The 16,102-nt window shown below is 58.2% G+C and carries 13 protein-coding genes; 4 read left to right on the top strand and 9 right to left on the bottom strand.

The features are described 5' to 3' along the window. The coding region (locus ALO80_RS11200) for a hypothetical protein (RefSeq protein ID WP_055009057.1) at nt 1-2,253 on the top strand (2,253 nt) is incomplete at its 5' end. A gap of 5 nt (nt 2,254-2,258) precedes the next feature. Then, nucleotides 2,259-3,011 carry a permease gene (locus tag ALO80_RS11195; RefSeq protein ID WP_235812473.1) on the top strand — a complete coding sequence of 251 codons (753 nt, stop codon included), beginning with the start codon at nt 2,259-2,261 and terminating at the stop codon, nt 3,009-3,011. A 47-nt stretch (nt 3,012-3,058) separates the two neighbouring features. Here ALO80_RS11195 and ALO80_RS11190 read toward each other — a convergent pair whose 3' ends face one another. From ALO80_RS11190 to ALO80_RS11160, 7 genes are all read right to left on the bottom strand, one after another. After that, nucleotides 3,059-5,296, bottom strand: a complete 2,238-nt coding sequence (locus ALO80_RS11190; protein WP_055009056.1) for an ATP-binding protein — start codon at nt 5,294-5,296, stop codon at nt 3,059-3,061. After that, nucleotides 5,293-5,907 carry a biliverdin-producing heme oxygenase gene (locus tag ALO80_RS11185; RefSeq protein WP_055009055.1) on the bottom strand — a complete coding sequence of 205 codons (615 nt, stop codon included), beginning with the start codon at nt 5,905-5,907 and terminating at the stop codon, nt 5,293-5,295. Before ALO80_RS11185 ends, ALO80_RS11190 begins: the two co-directional genes overlap by 4 nt. 349 nt (nt 5,908-6,256) lie before the next feature. Further along, on the bottom strand, nt 6,257-8,290 hold the full coding sequence (locus ALO80_RS11180) for an LTA synthase family protein (protein WP_055009054.1): 2,034 nt from the start codon (nt 8,288-8,290) through the stop codon (nt 6,257-6,259). Nucleotides 8,291-8,300: 10 nt separating this feature from the next. Then, nucleotides 8,301-8,921 carry a hypothetical protein gene (locus ALO80_RS11175; RefSeq protein ID WP_055009053.1) on the bottom strand — a complete coding sequence of 207 codons (621 nt, stop codon included), beginning with the start codon at nt 8,919-8,921 and terminating at the stop codon, nt 8,301-8,303. Further along, complete coding sequence (locus ALO80_RS11170; RefSeq protein ID WP_055009052.1) at nt 8,918-10,216, bottom strand: sialidase family protein; 1,299 nt, start codon at nt 10,214-10,216, stop codon at nt 8,918-8,920. The genes ALO80_RS11175 and ALO80_RS11170 overlap by 4 nt, the downstream gene beginning before the upstream one ends. Nucleotides 10,217-10,253: 37 nt before the next feature. Then, nucleotides 10,254-10,799 (bottom strand): cytochrome b/b6 domain-containing protein, encoded by a 546-nt coding sequence (locus ALO80_RS11165; protein WP_055009051.1) that lies wholly within the window; start codon nt 10,797-10,799, stop codon nt 10,254-10,256. Beyond that, nucleotides 10,799-11,062, bottom strand: a complete 264-nt coding sequence (locus ALO80_RS11160) for a PepSY domain-containing protein (RefSeq protein ID WP_003381463.1) — start codon at nt 11,060-11,062, stop codon at nt 10,799-10,801. Before ALO80_RS11160 ends, ALO80_RS11165 begins: the two co-directional genes overlap by 1 nt. A gap of 168 nt (nt 11,063-11,230) precedes the next feature. Between ALO80_RS11160 and ALO80_RS11155 the strand changes: the two genes are divergently transcribed. Together ALO80_RS11155 and ALO80_RS11150 are read left to right on the top strand one after the other, a co-directional pair. Next, on the top strand, nt 11,231-11,893 hold the full coding sequence (locus ALO80_RS11155; protein ID WP_055009050.1) for a response regulator: 663 nt from the start codon (nt 11,231-11,233) through the stop codon (nt 11,891-11,893). Beyond that, entirely contained in the window at nt 11,890-13,263 is a 1,374-nt protein-coding gene (locus tag ALO80_RS11150) for a sensor histidine kinase (RefSeq protein ID WP_055009049.1), read from the top strand. The genes ALO80_RS11155 and ALO80_RS11150 overlap by 4 nt, the downstream gene beginning before the upstream one ends. 12 nt (nt 13,264-13,275) lie before the next feature. On the opposite strand, the gene amaA is transcribed toward ALO80_RS11150, so the two are convergent. Then, nucleotides 13,276-14,562: an L-pipecolate oxidase gene (amaA, locus tag ALO80_RS11145; protein ID WP_055009048.1), complete on the bottom strand. Its 1,287-nt coding sequence runs from the start codon at nt 14,560-14,562 to the stop codon at nt 13,276-13,278. Nucleotides 14,563-14,607: 45 nt separating this feature from the next. After that, entirely contained in the window at nt 14,608-16,098 is a 1,491-nt protein-coding gene (amaB, locus tag ALO80_RS11140; RefSeq protein WP_054987789.1) for an L-piperidine-6-carboxylate dehydrogenase, read from the bottom strand. Between the last annotated feature and the right edge of the window lie 4 nt (nt 16,099-16,102).

Here is a 16,102-nt window from a genome sequence, read left to right as displayed (position 1 = left end):
AAAGATCGCCACAAATGGCGACGCGAGGTCGATCTGAGCGGTGCGCGTCAGTATCTGCAACAACACCTGCCAGCCGGAGACGCATTGCTGCAGCAGGTGCGTGACACGCAAAGCGATTTTCAGCGTTGGGCAACCCATATCGGTACAGACCCGCTCAAGCTGTTTGTCGATACCACTCACCCTGAAAGCCTGCTGTACCTGCAAACGGTCATGCTCAACCTGCAGATCATCTACGCTCAGGACAACGCCGCCAGCGCCTGGCTCGCTGAGCAGGAAGCCAACGCCACCACGCTGTTCGGCACCTTGTGCTACGGCTTCTCACCCGCGCTCAAACACGCGCTGCACCAGGAGGCCAACACGCTGTTGAACGGCCTCGGCGACGTCACCAACCTGGCCACCCGCATCGGCGAACTCAACGGCGCACTCAATCATCAGGGATTTGCCGACAAACCGTGGATGAAGGCGCTGAAGCAGCCCGTTCAGGACACCTTCAAAGCCCTCGGCCAACTGGCCAGCGGCGCAGGCAAGGCGACGCTCGAAAGTGTCCTGCTGGCCTGGGTGCCCATCGACAGCCGCCTGACGATGGGCAAGCAGCAGAACACCGTTGCACTGATTCGCACACTATTGATCGGTCAGATCCTGCTCGACTCGAAGGTGCGTATCGCGATCGATCAAAAAATGCTCGCGAAGCTGAAAAGCTGGATCAGCGAGTGGCAGGCCCTCAACAAACAGATCAGCGACACCCGTCGCAGTTGGCTCTACCCAACCGCTTACAACCCCCGCAAAAGCATCGCCAAGCACCTGCGCGCTCTCGAGAAAAAACTTCGCCTCCACGAACTGAGCATGCCCGCCCTGCTCGACTTTCAGAACAACCAATACGCCAGGCAGTTGCAGGAGGAGATTCGCCTGCACTTCCAGTCCGGCAAAGCCATCGCCAAAGACTGGCTGAGCACCGCCAGGCGCTGGCTCGATGGACTGGGAGGAATTGCCGGCTCGATCACCTGGGGCGTGATCATGCTCAACTTCATCAACACCGCCTTCACCTATAGCGACCTGACTCGGGATGGAGACTTCAGTGCCAAGGATATTGGCAAGGTTGCGTATGGGCTGGGGTATAGCTTTAACCTGTTGATGGCTGTGTTTGTTGAAGCGCCGTGGGCGGTGATCAGTACGGCGAAGCCTCTTTCCATTGGCGGCTATGACATAGGCATTCTTGATAAATCGGCGACTTACTGGAAAGCACGGGGTAATGCGGTCTGGGGTGATGCTATACGTGGGTTTAGAGGTTCGATGGTGGCGATGGGTGCGTTTGGGATAGCGGCGGCCACATTAGAGTTAATAGATATCTACGACGATCTGACTAAAGCAAAAACAACTGAAGAGACAATTAGCGCACGTATAAAATTTGGTTCAGTGGGCCTTATGACAGTAGGCAGTATATTCCAGCTTGCTGCAGGAATTTCTCCCGGAAGCTCATTCGCATTGATTGCAATGAGCTCGTGGTTTAGTGTAGCCATCTTGCTAATAGGCGCGGCTTACTTATTGACCACTATGATGTTGAACTACTTCAAGCAAGACAGTGTTGGATGGTGGCTGCGAAGGTGTAGCTGGTCCAAGTCAATAAATTACCGTTACGCAGTAGATGCAGGTGGTCAACTTGAAGAAAAGCTTGCTCTGCTTACGATACAGCTTAGCCCTCAAATTCATGTAAAAAGCACCACACGTGACAAAAACCATTATTTTGGTCGAGATACGCCCTACCGTGCTCCGGTACAATACGGTGTCGGGATACAAATTCTTCTGCCAAGCGCAGTGCGCGGACAATCAGTACATTTCAATATCATCAGTAGTAAACGTCCGCTAGGCGTTCTGCCTGTAACAAAAATGGATGAGCCGATACTCTACCCTTTTCTGGAAAGAGGACAATTCAAGGAGGTCGGGCAATTCAAAAAACTTGTCAATCAGCCTGCTCGCAAAGCCCAAGAAGATTTCACATTTCCACTTATGCCCCCTGAAGGTGAAGACGTTGTGTGGGAAACCTGGGTGCCTCTTGAAAACGACGCAACGTATCTGGAGCTACAAATATGGTATCCCGACGGCCTGATAAAGCCAGGCCAACAGGATGTAGGCTACCTGTTTCAACTGGAGCTTAGTAGCAAAGGAGACACGGCAGTCGACGGATTGACAAACACCGAACTCGAAATAAAAACATTCAGCCGAATCAGCGCTTTGACACTTGAAATAGCGGAATAATATTCATGGTTAAAAAAGCGGCAGTCTCCGCCTTGAAAAAGCCAACAATAAACGTTATTGGCAATTCAGATAATACTGAAGAAATCAGCACTTACCTATCTGGTAAAGATATTTTTAACTGGTCATTGAAAACCATAGCGAGATCCCCCAGTGAAATATTTTGGACTCAGTTAGGCACGATACTGATATGCGCACTGCCCATAAGCTTCTGCATATGGCTTGGCCGGGATGTCTATCTGGAGACACCCTCTGAGGCACTTTTTCTGGTGTATACATTCGCGGGCGCCGCGTTGTACCTTATTGCATTGATAGTCCGCCAAAAAACCATCTACAACTACACTCTGAAAACCGATGGCGCCACGGTCGAGTATTACCTCCACTACCCCGACTTCGCCTCCTCTTTTTTCAAAGGCATCGCCATTTTCGTCATGCTGGTATTCGTACTCGTCGCCATCCTGACCGGATCGTTGCTCTTTCTGGTCGGTCCGGTGGCAATGGCCTTCATCGCCGCCATCAAACTGCTGAATTGGGAAAACCCTGTCCACCATCGACAAACCGCTCCATGGTCACTGCACGAATTTGTCACGGTCGATCACGCACGTCTGATGGTCATTATCCATTGCGACGATATCACCACCGGCTTCGCCGCGCGCTTTCCCAGCAAGGCGTTGATGGACAAGTACCTCGCCTTCCTGCGCGAGGTACTTCCAGCGAACGCTGAATACATCGAAAAAGCGACCAACTGGCATCAGGGTTGACGCGACTCAGGCTTGAGCCAACGCCCATCGCTAGCCTGAGAAAGCGATCAAACCGCGATCGGCACAGTAAAGCGGAACTCGCTGCCCTCGCCCAGCTGGCTTTGCGCCCCGAGTTCTCCGCCGTGGGCCTTGATGATGCCTTGGGAAATGTACAACCCAAGACCGGTGCCGGTCGGGTTGCCTTCTTTGACAGTCCAGTAGCGTTCAAAGATATGCGGCAGCTGTTCGGGAGGGATGCCCTCGCCGGAGTCACGAACGGTGAAGACGATTTCAGTGCCGTTGGACATCGCCGCCACGCCGATCTTGCCCAGTTTAGGGGTAAACTTGATGGCATTGCCGATCAGGTTGGACAACACCTGGAACAGACGCTCCGGATCGGCCTTGACCTTGAGGTCAGGCTCGGCATTGAAGGAAATCTCGATGGATTTGTCCATCGCCAGCGGAGCCAGCAGGGTGTAGGCCTCCTCGAATATCTGGCTGACTTCCAGCGGCTGGGGCGTGATGGTGTAGCGGCCTGCTTCGATCTTCGAAGTGTCGAGCAGGTCTTCAAGCAACACATTCATGCGGCTGGCCGCTTGCTGCATGGTGTCGATTGCTGTGGAAATGCGCCGTGAGGTGTGCGGGCCATCAGAGCTGAACGACTTCTGCATCATCCCGCAGAGCATGGAAATGACCGTCATCGGGTTGCGCAGGTCATGGGACACAACCGCCACCAGCTCATCGCGGGCACGAACCGCCTGTTGCTCCTTGCGCACTTGACGGGCAAGGTCGTTCTCCAGCGCTGAGCGGCGCAGGTCGTTGGCTGCAAAGATGTCGCCATGGCTCCATTTTGTAGCAATCCCGGCCATTTCGACCTTCCAGATTTCAAACGACGTGCGCGGCCGAAGGCGCATGCCACCTTCCGAGCTTTCCATGTTCAGCGGCTTGTTCGGATCACCGCTCCACTGGACCGTTTCCTTGACCTCGGGACGAAACCAGATCACGCCATTGTCGACAGGCTTGGGCAGGCTCATGGCCAATACGCCACTGGCGATTGGCTGATAGGCCTGCGCAGGCGCATAGACACTGGAGAGATGATGACTGGCATACACTGGTGCGCCGCCTGCAATCATCCATGCGTGCAGTGCACGTATATCGGCGGGTTCCGGGCAGACTCCGTAACAGTGGGTTTGCCGGTCTTCGATGATCGCTACACCGGTGGCATCCACCAGATCCATCAGCAGTTGCGGCTGCTGCGCCAGGCCATCGAAGACGTTTTCTTCGGACTGGGTCATGGCCAGGTGCAAATGTTCAAGCGCCCTGAGTTTTGCCTCACGCTGCCGGCTTATTTCCAGCGCTTCCATCGCGCTGATCTGCAACGACAGGACCTGACCGATCGCCTGGCAGGCGCCGCGCAGTTCGTGAGACACATACAACGGGGTGCGATGTCCGCAACTGATCAGCCCCCATAACTTGCCCCCTTGAATCAGCGAAACACTCATGGACGACAGCACGCCCATGTTCTTCATGTACTGGCAGTGAATCGGCGAAACGCTGCGCAGCGTCGAAAAACTCAGGTCCAGCTGTTCATTAGTGTCCGGGCGCAGTTGCGGCACCAATGGCACCGGGGTGTAGTCGGCATCGGGAATAATACGCAACCAGTTGCGGCGATACAGTTCACGCGCCTGTTCGGGAATATCCGAAGCCGGGAAAAACAGACCGTTGAAAAGCTCCATGGACGGCGACGACGCCTCGGCAATCACCTGACCGTGGCCCTCCTCTTCAAAACGATAGATGAGTACCCGGTCATAGCCGGTCATCTTCTGAATCTCTCGGACACTGACTTCGTACAACGTCTGCAGATCACTCGCCGCGTGCAGTTGGCGCAACATGCGACCCATGTTGCCGGTGCGCTCGGAATAACTGACCGCTAGCGCGTCCTTGTCCTGTATCTCGAGTTCCAGAATCAGAACCCCCTGATTGCGGTGCATCAAGGCTTCGAACTCGACACCATTGACCGACATCAGCAGGCGTTGCGCGTCGATGAACGAATCATGACCACTGGCGCTTCTGATCACTTCGGCCCAGCCGGCACCCAGAACAAGCTCCAGACCCTTGCCGAGGACCTGCTCGGGCGCGTGGCCCAGAACCTTCTCCAGGTTGGCGCTGACTTGCAGGATCGTCAGCTCGGGCTCTTTCAGGGTAAACAGCACCCCATGGGGCTGAATGGCACCAGGAAACTGGATGGGCTCATCCGCACAATTGGCCAGAAGGACTTCAAAGGCGTCTTTGTCGAGTTGGCTCATAGCAGTACCTTTTGACCCTCGAGCCAGTGCTCGAAACATGCAAACGTGGATTGCGCCGCAAACGCTGCGGCGTCAGTAAAAGCAACTTCTCGCGGCACTTCATCCAGATGATTCAGAAACGCCTTCCAGCGAGGTCCGGTGTGGGCACCGTAGACATCGAGAAAGGCCGCTCCATTTTGTTCATCCAGGCCCAGGCGCTTGTTTATCTCGCGACGCAAAACCTGCCCGCCCAGTGTTGCACCTTCCAGTACGTACATGACACCCAGGCATGAACCGGGCGAATCAACCGCAGGCAACTGTGCGCAACGCGGAAGTTGCCTGATGTCCTCGTCAGACAGGCCCAGCGCACGCAGATCCTCGACCAGCATAGGCGTTTTGACCCTGTCTTTCGGGAGAAGCTCCGCAGGTATCAAGTCGCTGTCATGCAATACAGCTTCAAGCGGTGCATAAAAACCGTAATAGGCCTTGAGCAAGCGAAGGTAAAGCGCATGATCCAGCGTGGATGAAAAAAACGGCATGCGTTTTTCGAGCTTAACGTGCAGCTGACTCGTTTCAGCACGCAGTGCAGCAAGCACTTTCGACGGGGTAACACAGGAAAAACTTGCCGGCATCCAGGAAGGCTCTTGAGTGTGCAGTAGACAGAAAACGCATCCGAGCGAAAACAGGCCGCCAAAATACAGATTCAAAGCAAAATCTGACAGTTTTTTCCGGTATAGGCGATGAAATACCGCAATTCACAAGAAAAACAGCCAGCGTCACAGGGCAGCTGTCTGCACTGCCCGAAAACTTGTTCTTCAACGGATGACGATAGTCGAAAACCGAGCCTTGTACGTGTTTTATCCGTGCAGGGTTCACATTGACGAGCACTTTAACATCATCAATCCCCGATGCCATCATTACGCAAGCACACGGGCTCAACCGACGGCTTGCGCAATGCCCTGCAACCAGCCCTGCGCTCCCTTAGCGCACGTTCTGATACAGCATCATTCGTGAGGTCTCATGCAGACCGCGAGTGAGATCACGCAGACGTTCGAACTCTTGCGGGTTCTGCCCGGCGACGTTATCCAGCGGCGTGGGTGAAGACAGGTCGTGAAGCGTTGGCGAACTTCCATCGTGCTCCATTTGCAGTAGGTAGTTGCGCGTGACACCGCCGATCAGCGGGAACGTGCCTTCACGCAGCACCAGTGGCACTACACGTTCGCCTTCGGGAGCCGGCTGCTGAATGTCACGACCCATCGTGCCGCTGGTGAACTCCATACCGGCCATCCCCGCCAGCGTAGGCAGCAGATCCGCAAGGCCGACCGCTTCATCGATGACCCGGGTGCCCAGCAGGCCTGGTGCATGAATCAACAGCGGAACGTTATTGCTCTCAAGCCCGAGTTGCTCGAATGCCGGTGCCATGTGCGGGATCTGGCTGATGCGTGTGTTGTGGTCGCCAAACAGCACAAAGATGGTGTTTTCGTAGTAACCGCCCGCCTTGGCCAGTTCCATCAGACGGCCGATATTGAAATCCAGCAGACGCACGGCATTGTACTGTTCCACGCTACGGGAACCGGCAGCCTGGACCTGTTCCAGTGTCTTGTCGCTGACCTGAAAACCGTCGTTGTCTTGCGGAATGGTAAATGGCCGGTGATTGCCAGCCGTCTGTACGTAGGCGAAAAACGGTTTGTCCGCTGGCAAGGCCCGCAGAATGCGGTCGCTCTCCTTGAACAGATCCAGGTCGGAAATTCCCCACACGTCAACCTGCGGTGATTTCCAGTCGCGCTCGTCGTACAGGCGCACGTCATCGATACTGCGGCGGATCAATGCGTTCATGTTGGCCCAACCGGAGTTACCGCCAATCATGTACAGCTTCTCGTAGCCTTTGAAGTCATTGATGATGGTGTTTTGCCGTGTGAGCAGCGGATGGCGCGTAGCGGTTTCCTGCCGGGTGACATCGGGCACGCCGGTAATACTCGCCCAGACAGTTTTCGCGGTGCCGGTAACCGGCACGTAGAAGTGTTTGAAAAACCAGCTTTGAGTCGCCAGGTGGTCCAGATTAGGCGTCGGGTTCAGCGGATTGCCGTAGGCGCCGACAGCGCTGGTGCCGAGGGATTCGAGCATGACGAACATGACATTCGGCGGCCGCTCGCCCTGCACCCGGTACGGCTGCACAGACTGGTGACGCTTGAAGTTCAAGGCCTGCGCATCGGGCTGGCGGACGCCCAGATAGCGTGCGACCAAAGCATAGTGCTCGCGCACCTGAGCCTCATCGAAGTGTGACTGAGAGACCTTGAGCGTGTCGTACAGGAACAGCGCCGGGTTGAGCCCCAATGCCGCCACCTGACTGTTGCCGGAGAAAAATGCATCGCTCCAGCGCAACGGTACGGGGTTTTCCAGATTGAGATTGTCGACCCGACCCAGCAAGCCGAGAAGAGTCGCACAGACCATCAGCGCCGATCCCCAGACCACGGACCAGCGTTTGATCGGCCGGGCCTTGCGATCCAGAGTGATACGCTCGAGCCTGAGCAATGCCCAGCCGAGCGCTGCGACGGTCAGCAGCCAGCCGGCCGTGATCCACAACACCGGATAAGTCTGCCAGAGCATGTCACGGGAAATCTGCGCATCTTCCAGATAGCGCATCACGCTGGCGTTGAGCCTGACCCCGAGATAGGCGTAATGACCAAAGTCGACGATATGAATCATCGTCAAAACAGCGAGCACTACAATCAGATAGCCTCGTGCGATCCAGCGCAGGACCGGCCTGCCGATCAGGTTCCAGCGCGGCAGCCAGAGCAGCATCGCGACTGGCAGCAGGATCAGCAGCGCCAGACGCAGGTCGAAGCGCACACCGATCCCCAGTGTCTGTGCGACTTCGCCATGCGTGAACAAGGTGCCGGGCTCGACCCCGGAAAAACCGTAGAAAAACACTCCTCTCAATAACACCGACAACAGGAACACCAACGTGATCGCGCCCAGCCAGTAGTGCAGGCGTCGCGATTGCAACCAACTCATTGTCATTCCTCTAAACATTGCCGGCAGACAGAGTGGCCGAACGGCGCGACTCCGTTGCCCGGCGATAAACAAAACGGACGGCCAGGCTCAGCAAGGCCCCGCAGCAATACAGGGCAAGAAGCGGGTCAATCAGGTAGTCCCAATAATTTTCCGACGGCTTGATACGGAACGTGAAGGCCAGCGTCGCGGCGGCCAGCATCACCACAGCCAGCGCATGCCGCATGAACACCAGCCCCAATGCGATAACGGCAACGATAATGATCATCGGCCGCGGATTGTAACCCCAGCGGTAGGGATCGAAGTACGTCAAACCGAGCGTGGCCGGATACAGCATCAGCGCCAGTGCGGCAAACACCAGCAACATGACCCATGGCCGGGATACATCAATAGGCCGCAGCACACCCAGTCGCTGCAGGGTCAGCCAACCCAGTGCAACCAGGCTGGTGATTGCCAGATCATCGGTCAGGCTGCGAGCGTACGACGCCATCGACAACCCGTCGACCGAGATAACGCTCAGCACCGAGGTCGCTGTCAGCAGGCCGCAGCGCCACCATAACGACCCAATCAGCGGAGCCAAAAGCACGAACAGGGTCCAGGCAAACGCCAGGTGAGCCAATCCCGAAGCGATCATAAAAGTTGCTCCGCCAGCCAGGCCTCGTTGAAGCTGACATGTTTGATGAAGGTGTTATTCCATGAGTAGACCAAGTGATACAGGCCGTCCGGACTGCGGATGAAATACGGGTATTCGTATTCGAAATCACACCCCTGCGCCGAACAGACACGCTGGTCCAGATTGTTCAGAAACTCGGCTTCCAGCGGTTGGCGACGAGTGCCGCTGGAGGCACGAAAGCCTTCACCGATGGCAGCTTTGTAGGCTTCCAGCGCGAACGGCGTGCCCAGCGGATCGGGCGACTTGTCCAGATCCGGCAGCGGCCGCCAGACCTTCATCTGCTCATCGGTGCTATACAGACTGAGCTTGAAACGCCCTTCGCGCAGATCATTCAGCGCCACCAGCAAGCCTTTGCCCGGCACGCCAACGGCGGCCAGTGACGAGTTGGGGTTGCTGGGTGTCAGCGGTTGCGGCTCGCTCCAGGTCTGGCCACCGTCTTCGGTACGACTGGCCAGAACCCGGTGGAACGTCTCCCCGGCATAACGCAGCAAGGCTACGGCGCGCTGGCCGTCCAGCGGCACGACGGTCGGCTGCAGAGAGTTCTTGCCGCGGCTGATGCGAAACTTGTCGATGACTTCGCCATCCGCGCTCAGGTACAGGTATTCGGCAAATTTGCCGAGAAACTCGTGATAGACCGGCAGGCCGATCGAGCCGTCGGCATGAAACACCGGCGCGCCACGCACCAGCGTGCTGATGTTCAAAAACGGCGATGTCACCAGCTGCCACGGCGGCGACCAGCTGGCCCCCATGTCGCTGGACACCATCGCATTGACCGTACTGCCCGCCCAGCCGCCGACCGAGACTGAAACGTAAAACAGCCACAGACGGTTGTCCGGGGCCAGGGCGATGACCGGGTTGCCCAGTTTACGGATGTATTTGCCGGTGCCCGACTGGGTGGACTCGCGTGTTGCCAGCACCTGCTCGCCGCCCCACTCACCGCTGGACGCATCGAAGCGCGAGGTGCGTATCTCGACGTCCCCCGCACCTTCGCGAGAACCGGCGAACCACACCGACATGAGGTCGCCGCCGGGCAACGCCGTCACCGCTGACGAATGCACGAAATCGTCCAGATCAGAAGACGCGAAACGTGCGATGTACGACGCTTGGGGCGCGACGCTTTCAGTCCCGGCGGGCGCGGCGTTCACGGCAAAGGCAGAGATGCGGTGCTGGGGATGGCTTAACCATGCACTGAGAAAAATCGCTACAACCATCAGACCTGCGCTCCATGCAGCCTGGTTTCGGGAAATAACACGCATCGGAGGCATCACTGTGATGAGGGAAAAGGATGGGGTTTCAGCGATGGCGATCTTCAGGTAATGGACGTCGTTTGCCGGTCAGCATCGACAAGGGCAGGTTGTCACGCACCTGAAAACTTTCGAAGATGGCCGCGGCCATGTGCAGCACCACCAGAGCACACAGCGTATTGGCGAGAATTTCATGAGCCTGCAAAGGCCAGTCGGCACCCCACAAGGCATCGACTTCCTCCATCAGGAAACCGGTCAGGCCCATGCCGAAGATCAGCACCATCATCAGTATCATGACCAGCGCGCCGAGCGGAGAGTGACCGAGCCGATGCACCGGTTGCCGGTTGATCAGCGATCGGACATGCGCACGCAGGCGCGCCGGACCTGGCCAGAAATCGCTCCAGCGGGCGCTGACCGGCCCGATGAATCCCCACACCACTCGCACCACCAGCCAGGCAACCGCGTAATAGCCCAGCCAGACATGCCAGTCGTCGCCCGCTTCATTGAAGAAATAATTGGCAACGAAAACACCCGCAATCGAGACGTGAAACAGTCTGACCAGCGGATCCCACAGGCGCAGGGAAACACGGCTCATTACTTGATCTCGGTCTTGACCGCTTTGCCCGTTACCGGGTCGTGATAGATCTCGACCTTGCGCTTGTCCTTGTCGAAGCCATAGATTTCGTAGCAGTTGCCATCAGTCACCTTGAATTTGCTGATCTCGTAACCCTGAGCCTTGAGCTGCTCCTGGAATTTGGCCTGATCCTGCCATTGGGACTTTTCAGCCGTGGTGCATTGCGGACCGGCAAGGGCCAGAGGGCTGGCCAACAACAGGGAAATCAGCAGGACTTTACGCATGACAGATACTCGCAGGCAGTTAAGGAGCGCCTACTGTGCGAAACGAGTCTTAGGAAAAGCTTAATACGTAACAGCTCGTAACATCTTCCCGGACACACGGCACTTCGCGACACTGCCGGCTGACGGCATGATGGCGCCCTTCTCACCCTATTCATTGGTCACACACCTATGCGCCTGCTTCTTGTCGAGGATGATCGAGCCATTGGCCAAGGTATCCGCGTTGCCTTGAATACCGAGGGCTACACCCTTGACTGGCTGGAGGACGGGCTTAGCGCGCTGCACGCCCTGCGCAGCGAACCATTCGATCTGTTGCTGCTTGATCTGGGGCTGCCGCGCATGGATGGGTTCGACCTGCTGCGCCAGCTGCGTGCCGAGGAACTCACTCTGCCGGTACTGATCCTCACCGCACGCGACGGCACCGCTGACCGCATCGCCGGCCTGGACGCGGGCGCAGACGACTATCTGATCAAGCCGTTCGACGTCGATGAACTCAAAGCCAGGGTCCGGGCACTGCTCAGGCGCAGTCAGGGACGTGCGCAGCCGCTGCTGGAGCACGCAGGCATCAGCCTGGACCCGGCGTCGCAGCAGGTCAGTTTTCAAGGCATTGAAGTGCCGATGACGCCAATGGAATACCAGTTGCTGCACCAGCTGATGATTCGCCCCGGCAAAGTGGTTACCCGCGAGCGCTTGTCCAATACCCTGTACGGCTGGCAGGACAAGGTCGAAAGCAACACGCTTGAAGTGCTGATCCACAACCTGCGCAAGAAACTGTCCACCGAGCTGATCCGCACCGTGCGCGGTGTCGGTTACCTGCTGGAGCTCAAGGTATGACCTCGGTACGCGCGCGCATTCTGGTCCCGGTCCTGGTGCTGTTGCTGCTCGGCGACCTGGCGATCAGCCTGCTCGCCCTGCGCGACAGCCACCACGAAATCGAAGAAGTCTACGACGCACAACTGGCCCAGAGCGCACGCCTGCTGCAAGGTGTGCTGCGTCAGCGCGCGGCGGGCGAACAGGACCTGGACAAGCTGTATCAGGCGTTCGATCAGGCCATGAGCCGGGTCGGCACCAGTGGCGTTGCCCATCCGTACGAGACCCGGCTGACGTTTCAGGTATGGCGCACATCGGGTGAGCTGTTGGTGCGCTCGGCCGAAGCGCCGCTGCTCAGTGCGCCTCCCGCCGAAGAGGGCTCTCATGACCTGATCGAGAATGGACATGAATGGTGCGGCTTCCTGCTGGCCGACCCGCAGCAGGGTTTCCTGATCTGGGTCGGAGAGCGCGACGATGTGCGCCAGGACCTGATTCAGCGCATTGTCAGCCACACGTTATGGCCGACGCTGATCGGCGTGCCACTGCTGGTGGTCGCGATCTGGCTGGCCATCGGCTGGGGTCTGCGTCCATTGCAATCGATGGCAAGGGTCATCCGCAAACGCGATGCCGAAAGCCTTGAGCCGCTTGACGTAACGCCGCTGCCCAAAGAGCTGGAACCCATGCAATACGCGCTCAACCGCCTGCTGACCCAGATCGAGAGCGTGCTGGAACGCGAGCGGCGCTTTATCGCCGACGCGGCCCATGAACTGCGCACACCGCTGACTATTCTGCGCATCCACGCACAGAACGCACGGCAGGCCGAAACCCCGGAACAACGTCTGGAAGCACTCGATTTTCTGGTGCATGGCGTCGACCGCGCTGCGCGTCTGGCCAGCCAGTTGCTGACCATGGCGCGACTGGAGCCGCGTCTTGACGTCAGCCAGTTGCAGACCTTCGAGCTGAACACCCTGGTGCGCGAGGAAATGGCCGAACTCACGCCACTGGCACTGGAGAAGCGTGTAGACCTGGTGTTTGAGGCCGGCGATGACTGTGTGATTCACAGCGACCCCTCAGCCATCACCATCGCGTTGCAAAACCTGCTGACCAACGCGCTCAACTTCGCCCCGCCAGCCAGCGAGATTCGCGTGATGCTCAGTCGTCAGGAAGACGGCAGCGCACATTTGTCGGTAGAGGACGCGGGGCCGGGCATCGACGAGAAACAGAAAGCACGCCTTTTTGAGCGTTTTTACAGCCAGGGCCACAGCAATGGCGCAGGGCTGGGGCTGGCGATCGTCGACATGATCGTGCGCAAACTGGAAAGCAGCCTGCACCTGCGCAATTCGGCGCAGGGCGGGCTGTGTGCGGAGTTGCGAATCAGCAGTCGAACAGCCTGAAAGGTCGTCGGCTCAGAGCACTACGCGCAGGCATTGTCCGGCGTGATACAGCGTGAAACCGGCATCGTAGGCCAACGTGCGCAGTGAACTGCCAGAGACTTTTTTGCTGCGCGAAAAACTCACCGGCAGTGCAGCGGCATCGTTGCTCAGCAGGTAATCGGCAAAGCATTTGCCCACCAATGTCCCGGTGGTCACACCGCGGCCATTGAAACCGGTCGCGGCCAGCAAGCCTGGCGCAGGCTCGAACAGACGCAACAAGTGGTCGGGTGTGAACCCGATACGGCCGGTCCAGGTGCTCTGCCATTCGACCCGGCCCAGTTGCGGAAAGTAGTGCTGCTGAATGCGGTCAGCCCACTGACGGATGAACCGCAGTGGATAATTGCCGGCATTGCCAAGGCTGCCCAGCAGCAGCCGCCCATGAGCATCGCGACGAATGCTGCTGAGTACCGTGCGCGTATCCCACGAACCTTGCCCGCCCCGCAGAATACCCGCCTGCTCGGCACCACTGAGTGGCTGTGAAGCGACCTGATAGTAATACCCCGCAAAGATGTGATCCTTGACGTCGGTCCACTCACCTTCGGTGTAGGCATTGGAAGCAATGATCACTTTTTCGGCGCGCACACTGCCGTTTTTTGTGCAAACCTTCCATCCGTCGGCAGTGCGTTGCAGCCCTGTTACCGCGGACTCGCCAAACAACTGCCCCCCCAGCGCGACGACGTTAAGCGCCATTCCTGATACGTAAGCCATCGGGTTCACCGTGCCAGCACGATGATCAAGCAATGCGCCGCTGACCCTGTCGGTACCGCAGGCATCTTCGCAGGCCTTGCCGGTCAGCAATTCGACATTGGCACCGCGCCGTTGCCATTGTTCTGCACGACTGTGCAGATCGGCCAGCCCCTTGGCGTTATGCGCCATGTGCAGGTTGCCGGTGCGCGTGTCCTGACAATCGATGCGGTACTTGTCGATGGTCGCAAACACCAAGGCCGGAGCCGCACCCAGAGCGCTGTTCAGGCGACTGGCCTCGACGCTGCCCAAGGCCTTGTCCAGTTCGTCGGGAGCCACCCAGGTCCCGGCATTCACCAGACCGACGTTACGCCCGGAACCGCCGTGGCCCACCTGATGAGCTTCGACCACGCACACCGATTTGCCGCCTTCCAGCAACCGCAGCGCCGCCGACAGACCGGTGAATCCGGCGCCGATGATGCATACATCGGCGCTCCGCTCACCGCTCAGGGCCGGGCTGACCGGACGTTGCGGAGTCAATTGTTCCCACAGACAGCCTTCGGCAAACTGCACCATCGAAAAAACTCCAGCAATGCCCGTCGAATAATGGCTCGGTACAGATCAGTCGAAAACGATGCCCTGGGCCAGTGGCAGCTCGCGGGAATAGTTGACGGTGTTGGTCTGCCGCCGCATGTAGGCGCGCCACGAATCGGAGCCGGATTCGCGGCCACCGCCGGTGTCCTTCTCGCCGCCAAACGCACCGCCGATTTCTGCACCGCTGGTGCCGATATTGACGTTGGCGATACCACAATCGCTGCCCGCCGCACTCTGGAACGCCTCGGCTTCACGCAGGTCGGTGGTAAAAATGCACGAAGACAGGCCCTGCGGTACTTCGTTGTTCAAGCGCAAGGCCTCTTCGAAGTCGTCATAGGCGAGCACGTAAAGGATCGGGGCAAAGGTTTCGTGCCGCACCACCTCGCTCTGGCCCGGCATTTCGGCAATGGCTGGCGTGACGTAATAGCCGTTCGGGTACTTGTCCTGCAACTGACGCTCGCCGCCAAACACCTGACCACCTTCATCACGGGCTTTGGTCAGCGCGTTCTGCATGGCCGAAAACGCTTGCTGGTCGATCAGCGGGCCGATCAGATTGCCCTCGCGTGGATCACCGACGCGCACCCTGGCGTAGGCTGCCTTGACGCGGGAAACCACTTCATCCTTGATCGAGCGATGCACAATCAGACGACGCAACGTGGTGCAGCGCTGGCCGGCAGTGCCCACGGCGCTGAACAGAATGCCCCGCACAGCAAGATCAAGATCGGCGCTGGGGGCCAGAATCATTGCGTTGTTGCCACCCAGTTCGAGAATGCTGCGGCCGAAACGTGCAGCAACACGCGGACCCACTTCGCGGCCCATGCGGGTGCTGCCCGTGGCGCTGATCAGTGGCACACGCGGGTCATCGACCAGCGCTTCACCGGCGTCACGATCACCAATCACCAACTGGGCAAGCGCTGCGGGCGCATCGCCAAAAATCTTCAGTGCCTTGTCGAACAGCGCCTGGCAGGCCAGGGCAGTCAATGGAGTCTTTTCCGAGGGTTTCCAGATCACCGGGTTGCCACAGACCAGCGCCAGCGTGGTGTTCCAGGCCCAGACTGCAACCGGGAAGTTGAACGCGCTGATCACCCCGACCACACCCAAAGGATGCCAGGTTTCACGCATGTGGTGGCCGGGACGTTCAGAGGCAATGGTCAGGCCGTACAACTGACGCGACAGACCGACCGCGAAGTCGCAGATATCGATCATTTCCTGAACTTCGCCCAGGCCCTCCTGAGTGATCTTGCCTGCTTCGACCGACACCAGTTCGCCCAGATCAGCCTTGTGCTCGCGCAACACTTCACCAAAGATCCGTACCAGCTCGCCACGCCGGGGGGCCGGCACTGTGCGCCATTGCAGAAATGCGCTGTGCGCAGCGTCGATGCGCGCCGCCACCTGCGCGCTGCCTTCAAGCGTGACCGAGGCGATCTGGCTGCCATCAATCGGGGTGTAAACCGCATAGTCCCCTTGTGTGTGGGCACTGTTCGCCACGCCCAGACGTGCTAATAACTCGGCAACCATGTTG

The organism is Pseudomonas caricapapayae, from assembly GCF_001400735.1.
Taxonomy (GTDB): domain Bacteria; phylum Pseudomonadota; class Gammaproteobacteria; order Pseudomonadales; family Pseudomonadaceae; genus Aquipseudomonas; species Aquipseudomonas caricapapayae.
This window is presented reverse-complemented; position numbering and strand designations above follow the sequence as displayed.

Excerpts from the sequence above, each read along its gene's own strand:
- ALO80_RS11195 (WP_235812473.1), top strand. The coding sequence starts at position 2,259 with ATGGTTAAAAAAGCGGCAGTCTCCGCCTTGAAAAAGCCAACAATAAAC.
- ALO80_RS11190 (WP_055009056.1), bottom strand. The coding sequence starts at position 5,296 with ATGAGCCAACTCGACAAAGACGCCTTTGAAGTCCTTCTGGCCAATTGT.
- ALO80_RS11185 (WP_055009055.1), bottom strand. The coding sequence starts at position 5,907 with ATGCCGGCAAGTTTTTCCTGTGTTACCCCGTCGAAAGTGCTTGCTGCA.
- ALO80_RS11180 (WP_055009054.1), bottom strand. The coding sequence starts at position 8,290 with ATGAGTTGGTTGCAATCGCGACGCCTGCACTACTGGCTGGGCGCGATC.
- ALO80_RS11175 (WP_055009053.1), bottom strand. The coding sequence starts at position 8,921 with ATGATCGCTTCGGGATTGGCTCACCTGGCGTTTGCCTGGACCCTGTTC.
- ALO80_RS11170 (WP_055009052.1), bottom strand. The coding sequence starts at position 10,216 with ATGCGTGTTATTTCCCGAAACCAGGCTGCATGGAGCGCAGGTCTGATG.
- ALO80_RS11165 (WP_055009051.1), bottom strand. The coding sequence starts at position 10,799 with ATGAGCCGTGTTTCCCTGCGCCTGTGGGATCCGCTGGTCAGACTGTTT.
- ALO80_RS11160 (WP_003381463.1), bottom strand. The coding sequence starts at position 11,062 with ATGCGTAAAGTCCTGCTGATTTCCCTGTTGTTGGCCAGCCCTCTGGCC.
- ALO80_RS11155 (WP_055009050.1), top strand. The coding sequence starts at position 11,231 with ATGCGCCTGCTTCTTGTCGAGGATGATCGAGCCATTGGCCAAGGTATC.
- ALO80_RS11150 (WP_055009049.1), top strand. The coding sequence starts at position 11,890 with ATGACCTCGGTACGCGCGCGCATTCTGGTCCCGGTCCTGGTGCTGTTG.
- amaA (WP_055009048.1), bottom strand. The coding sequence starts at position 14,562 with ATGGTGCAGTTTGCCGAAGGCTGTCTGTGGGAACAATTGACTCCGCAA.
- amaB (WP_054987789.1), bottom strand. The coding sequence starts at position 16,098 with ATGGTTGCCGAGTTATTAGCACGTCTGGGCGTGGCGAACAGTGCCCAC.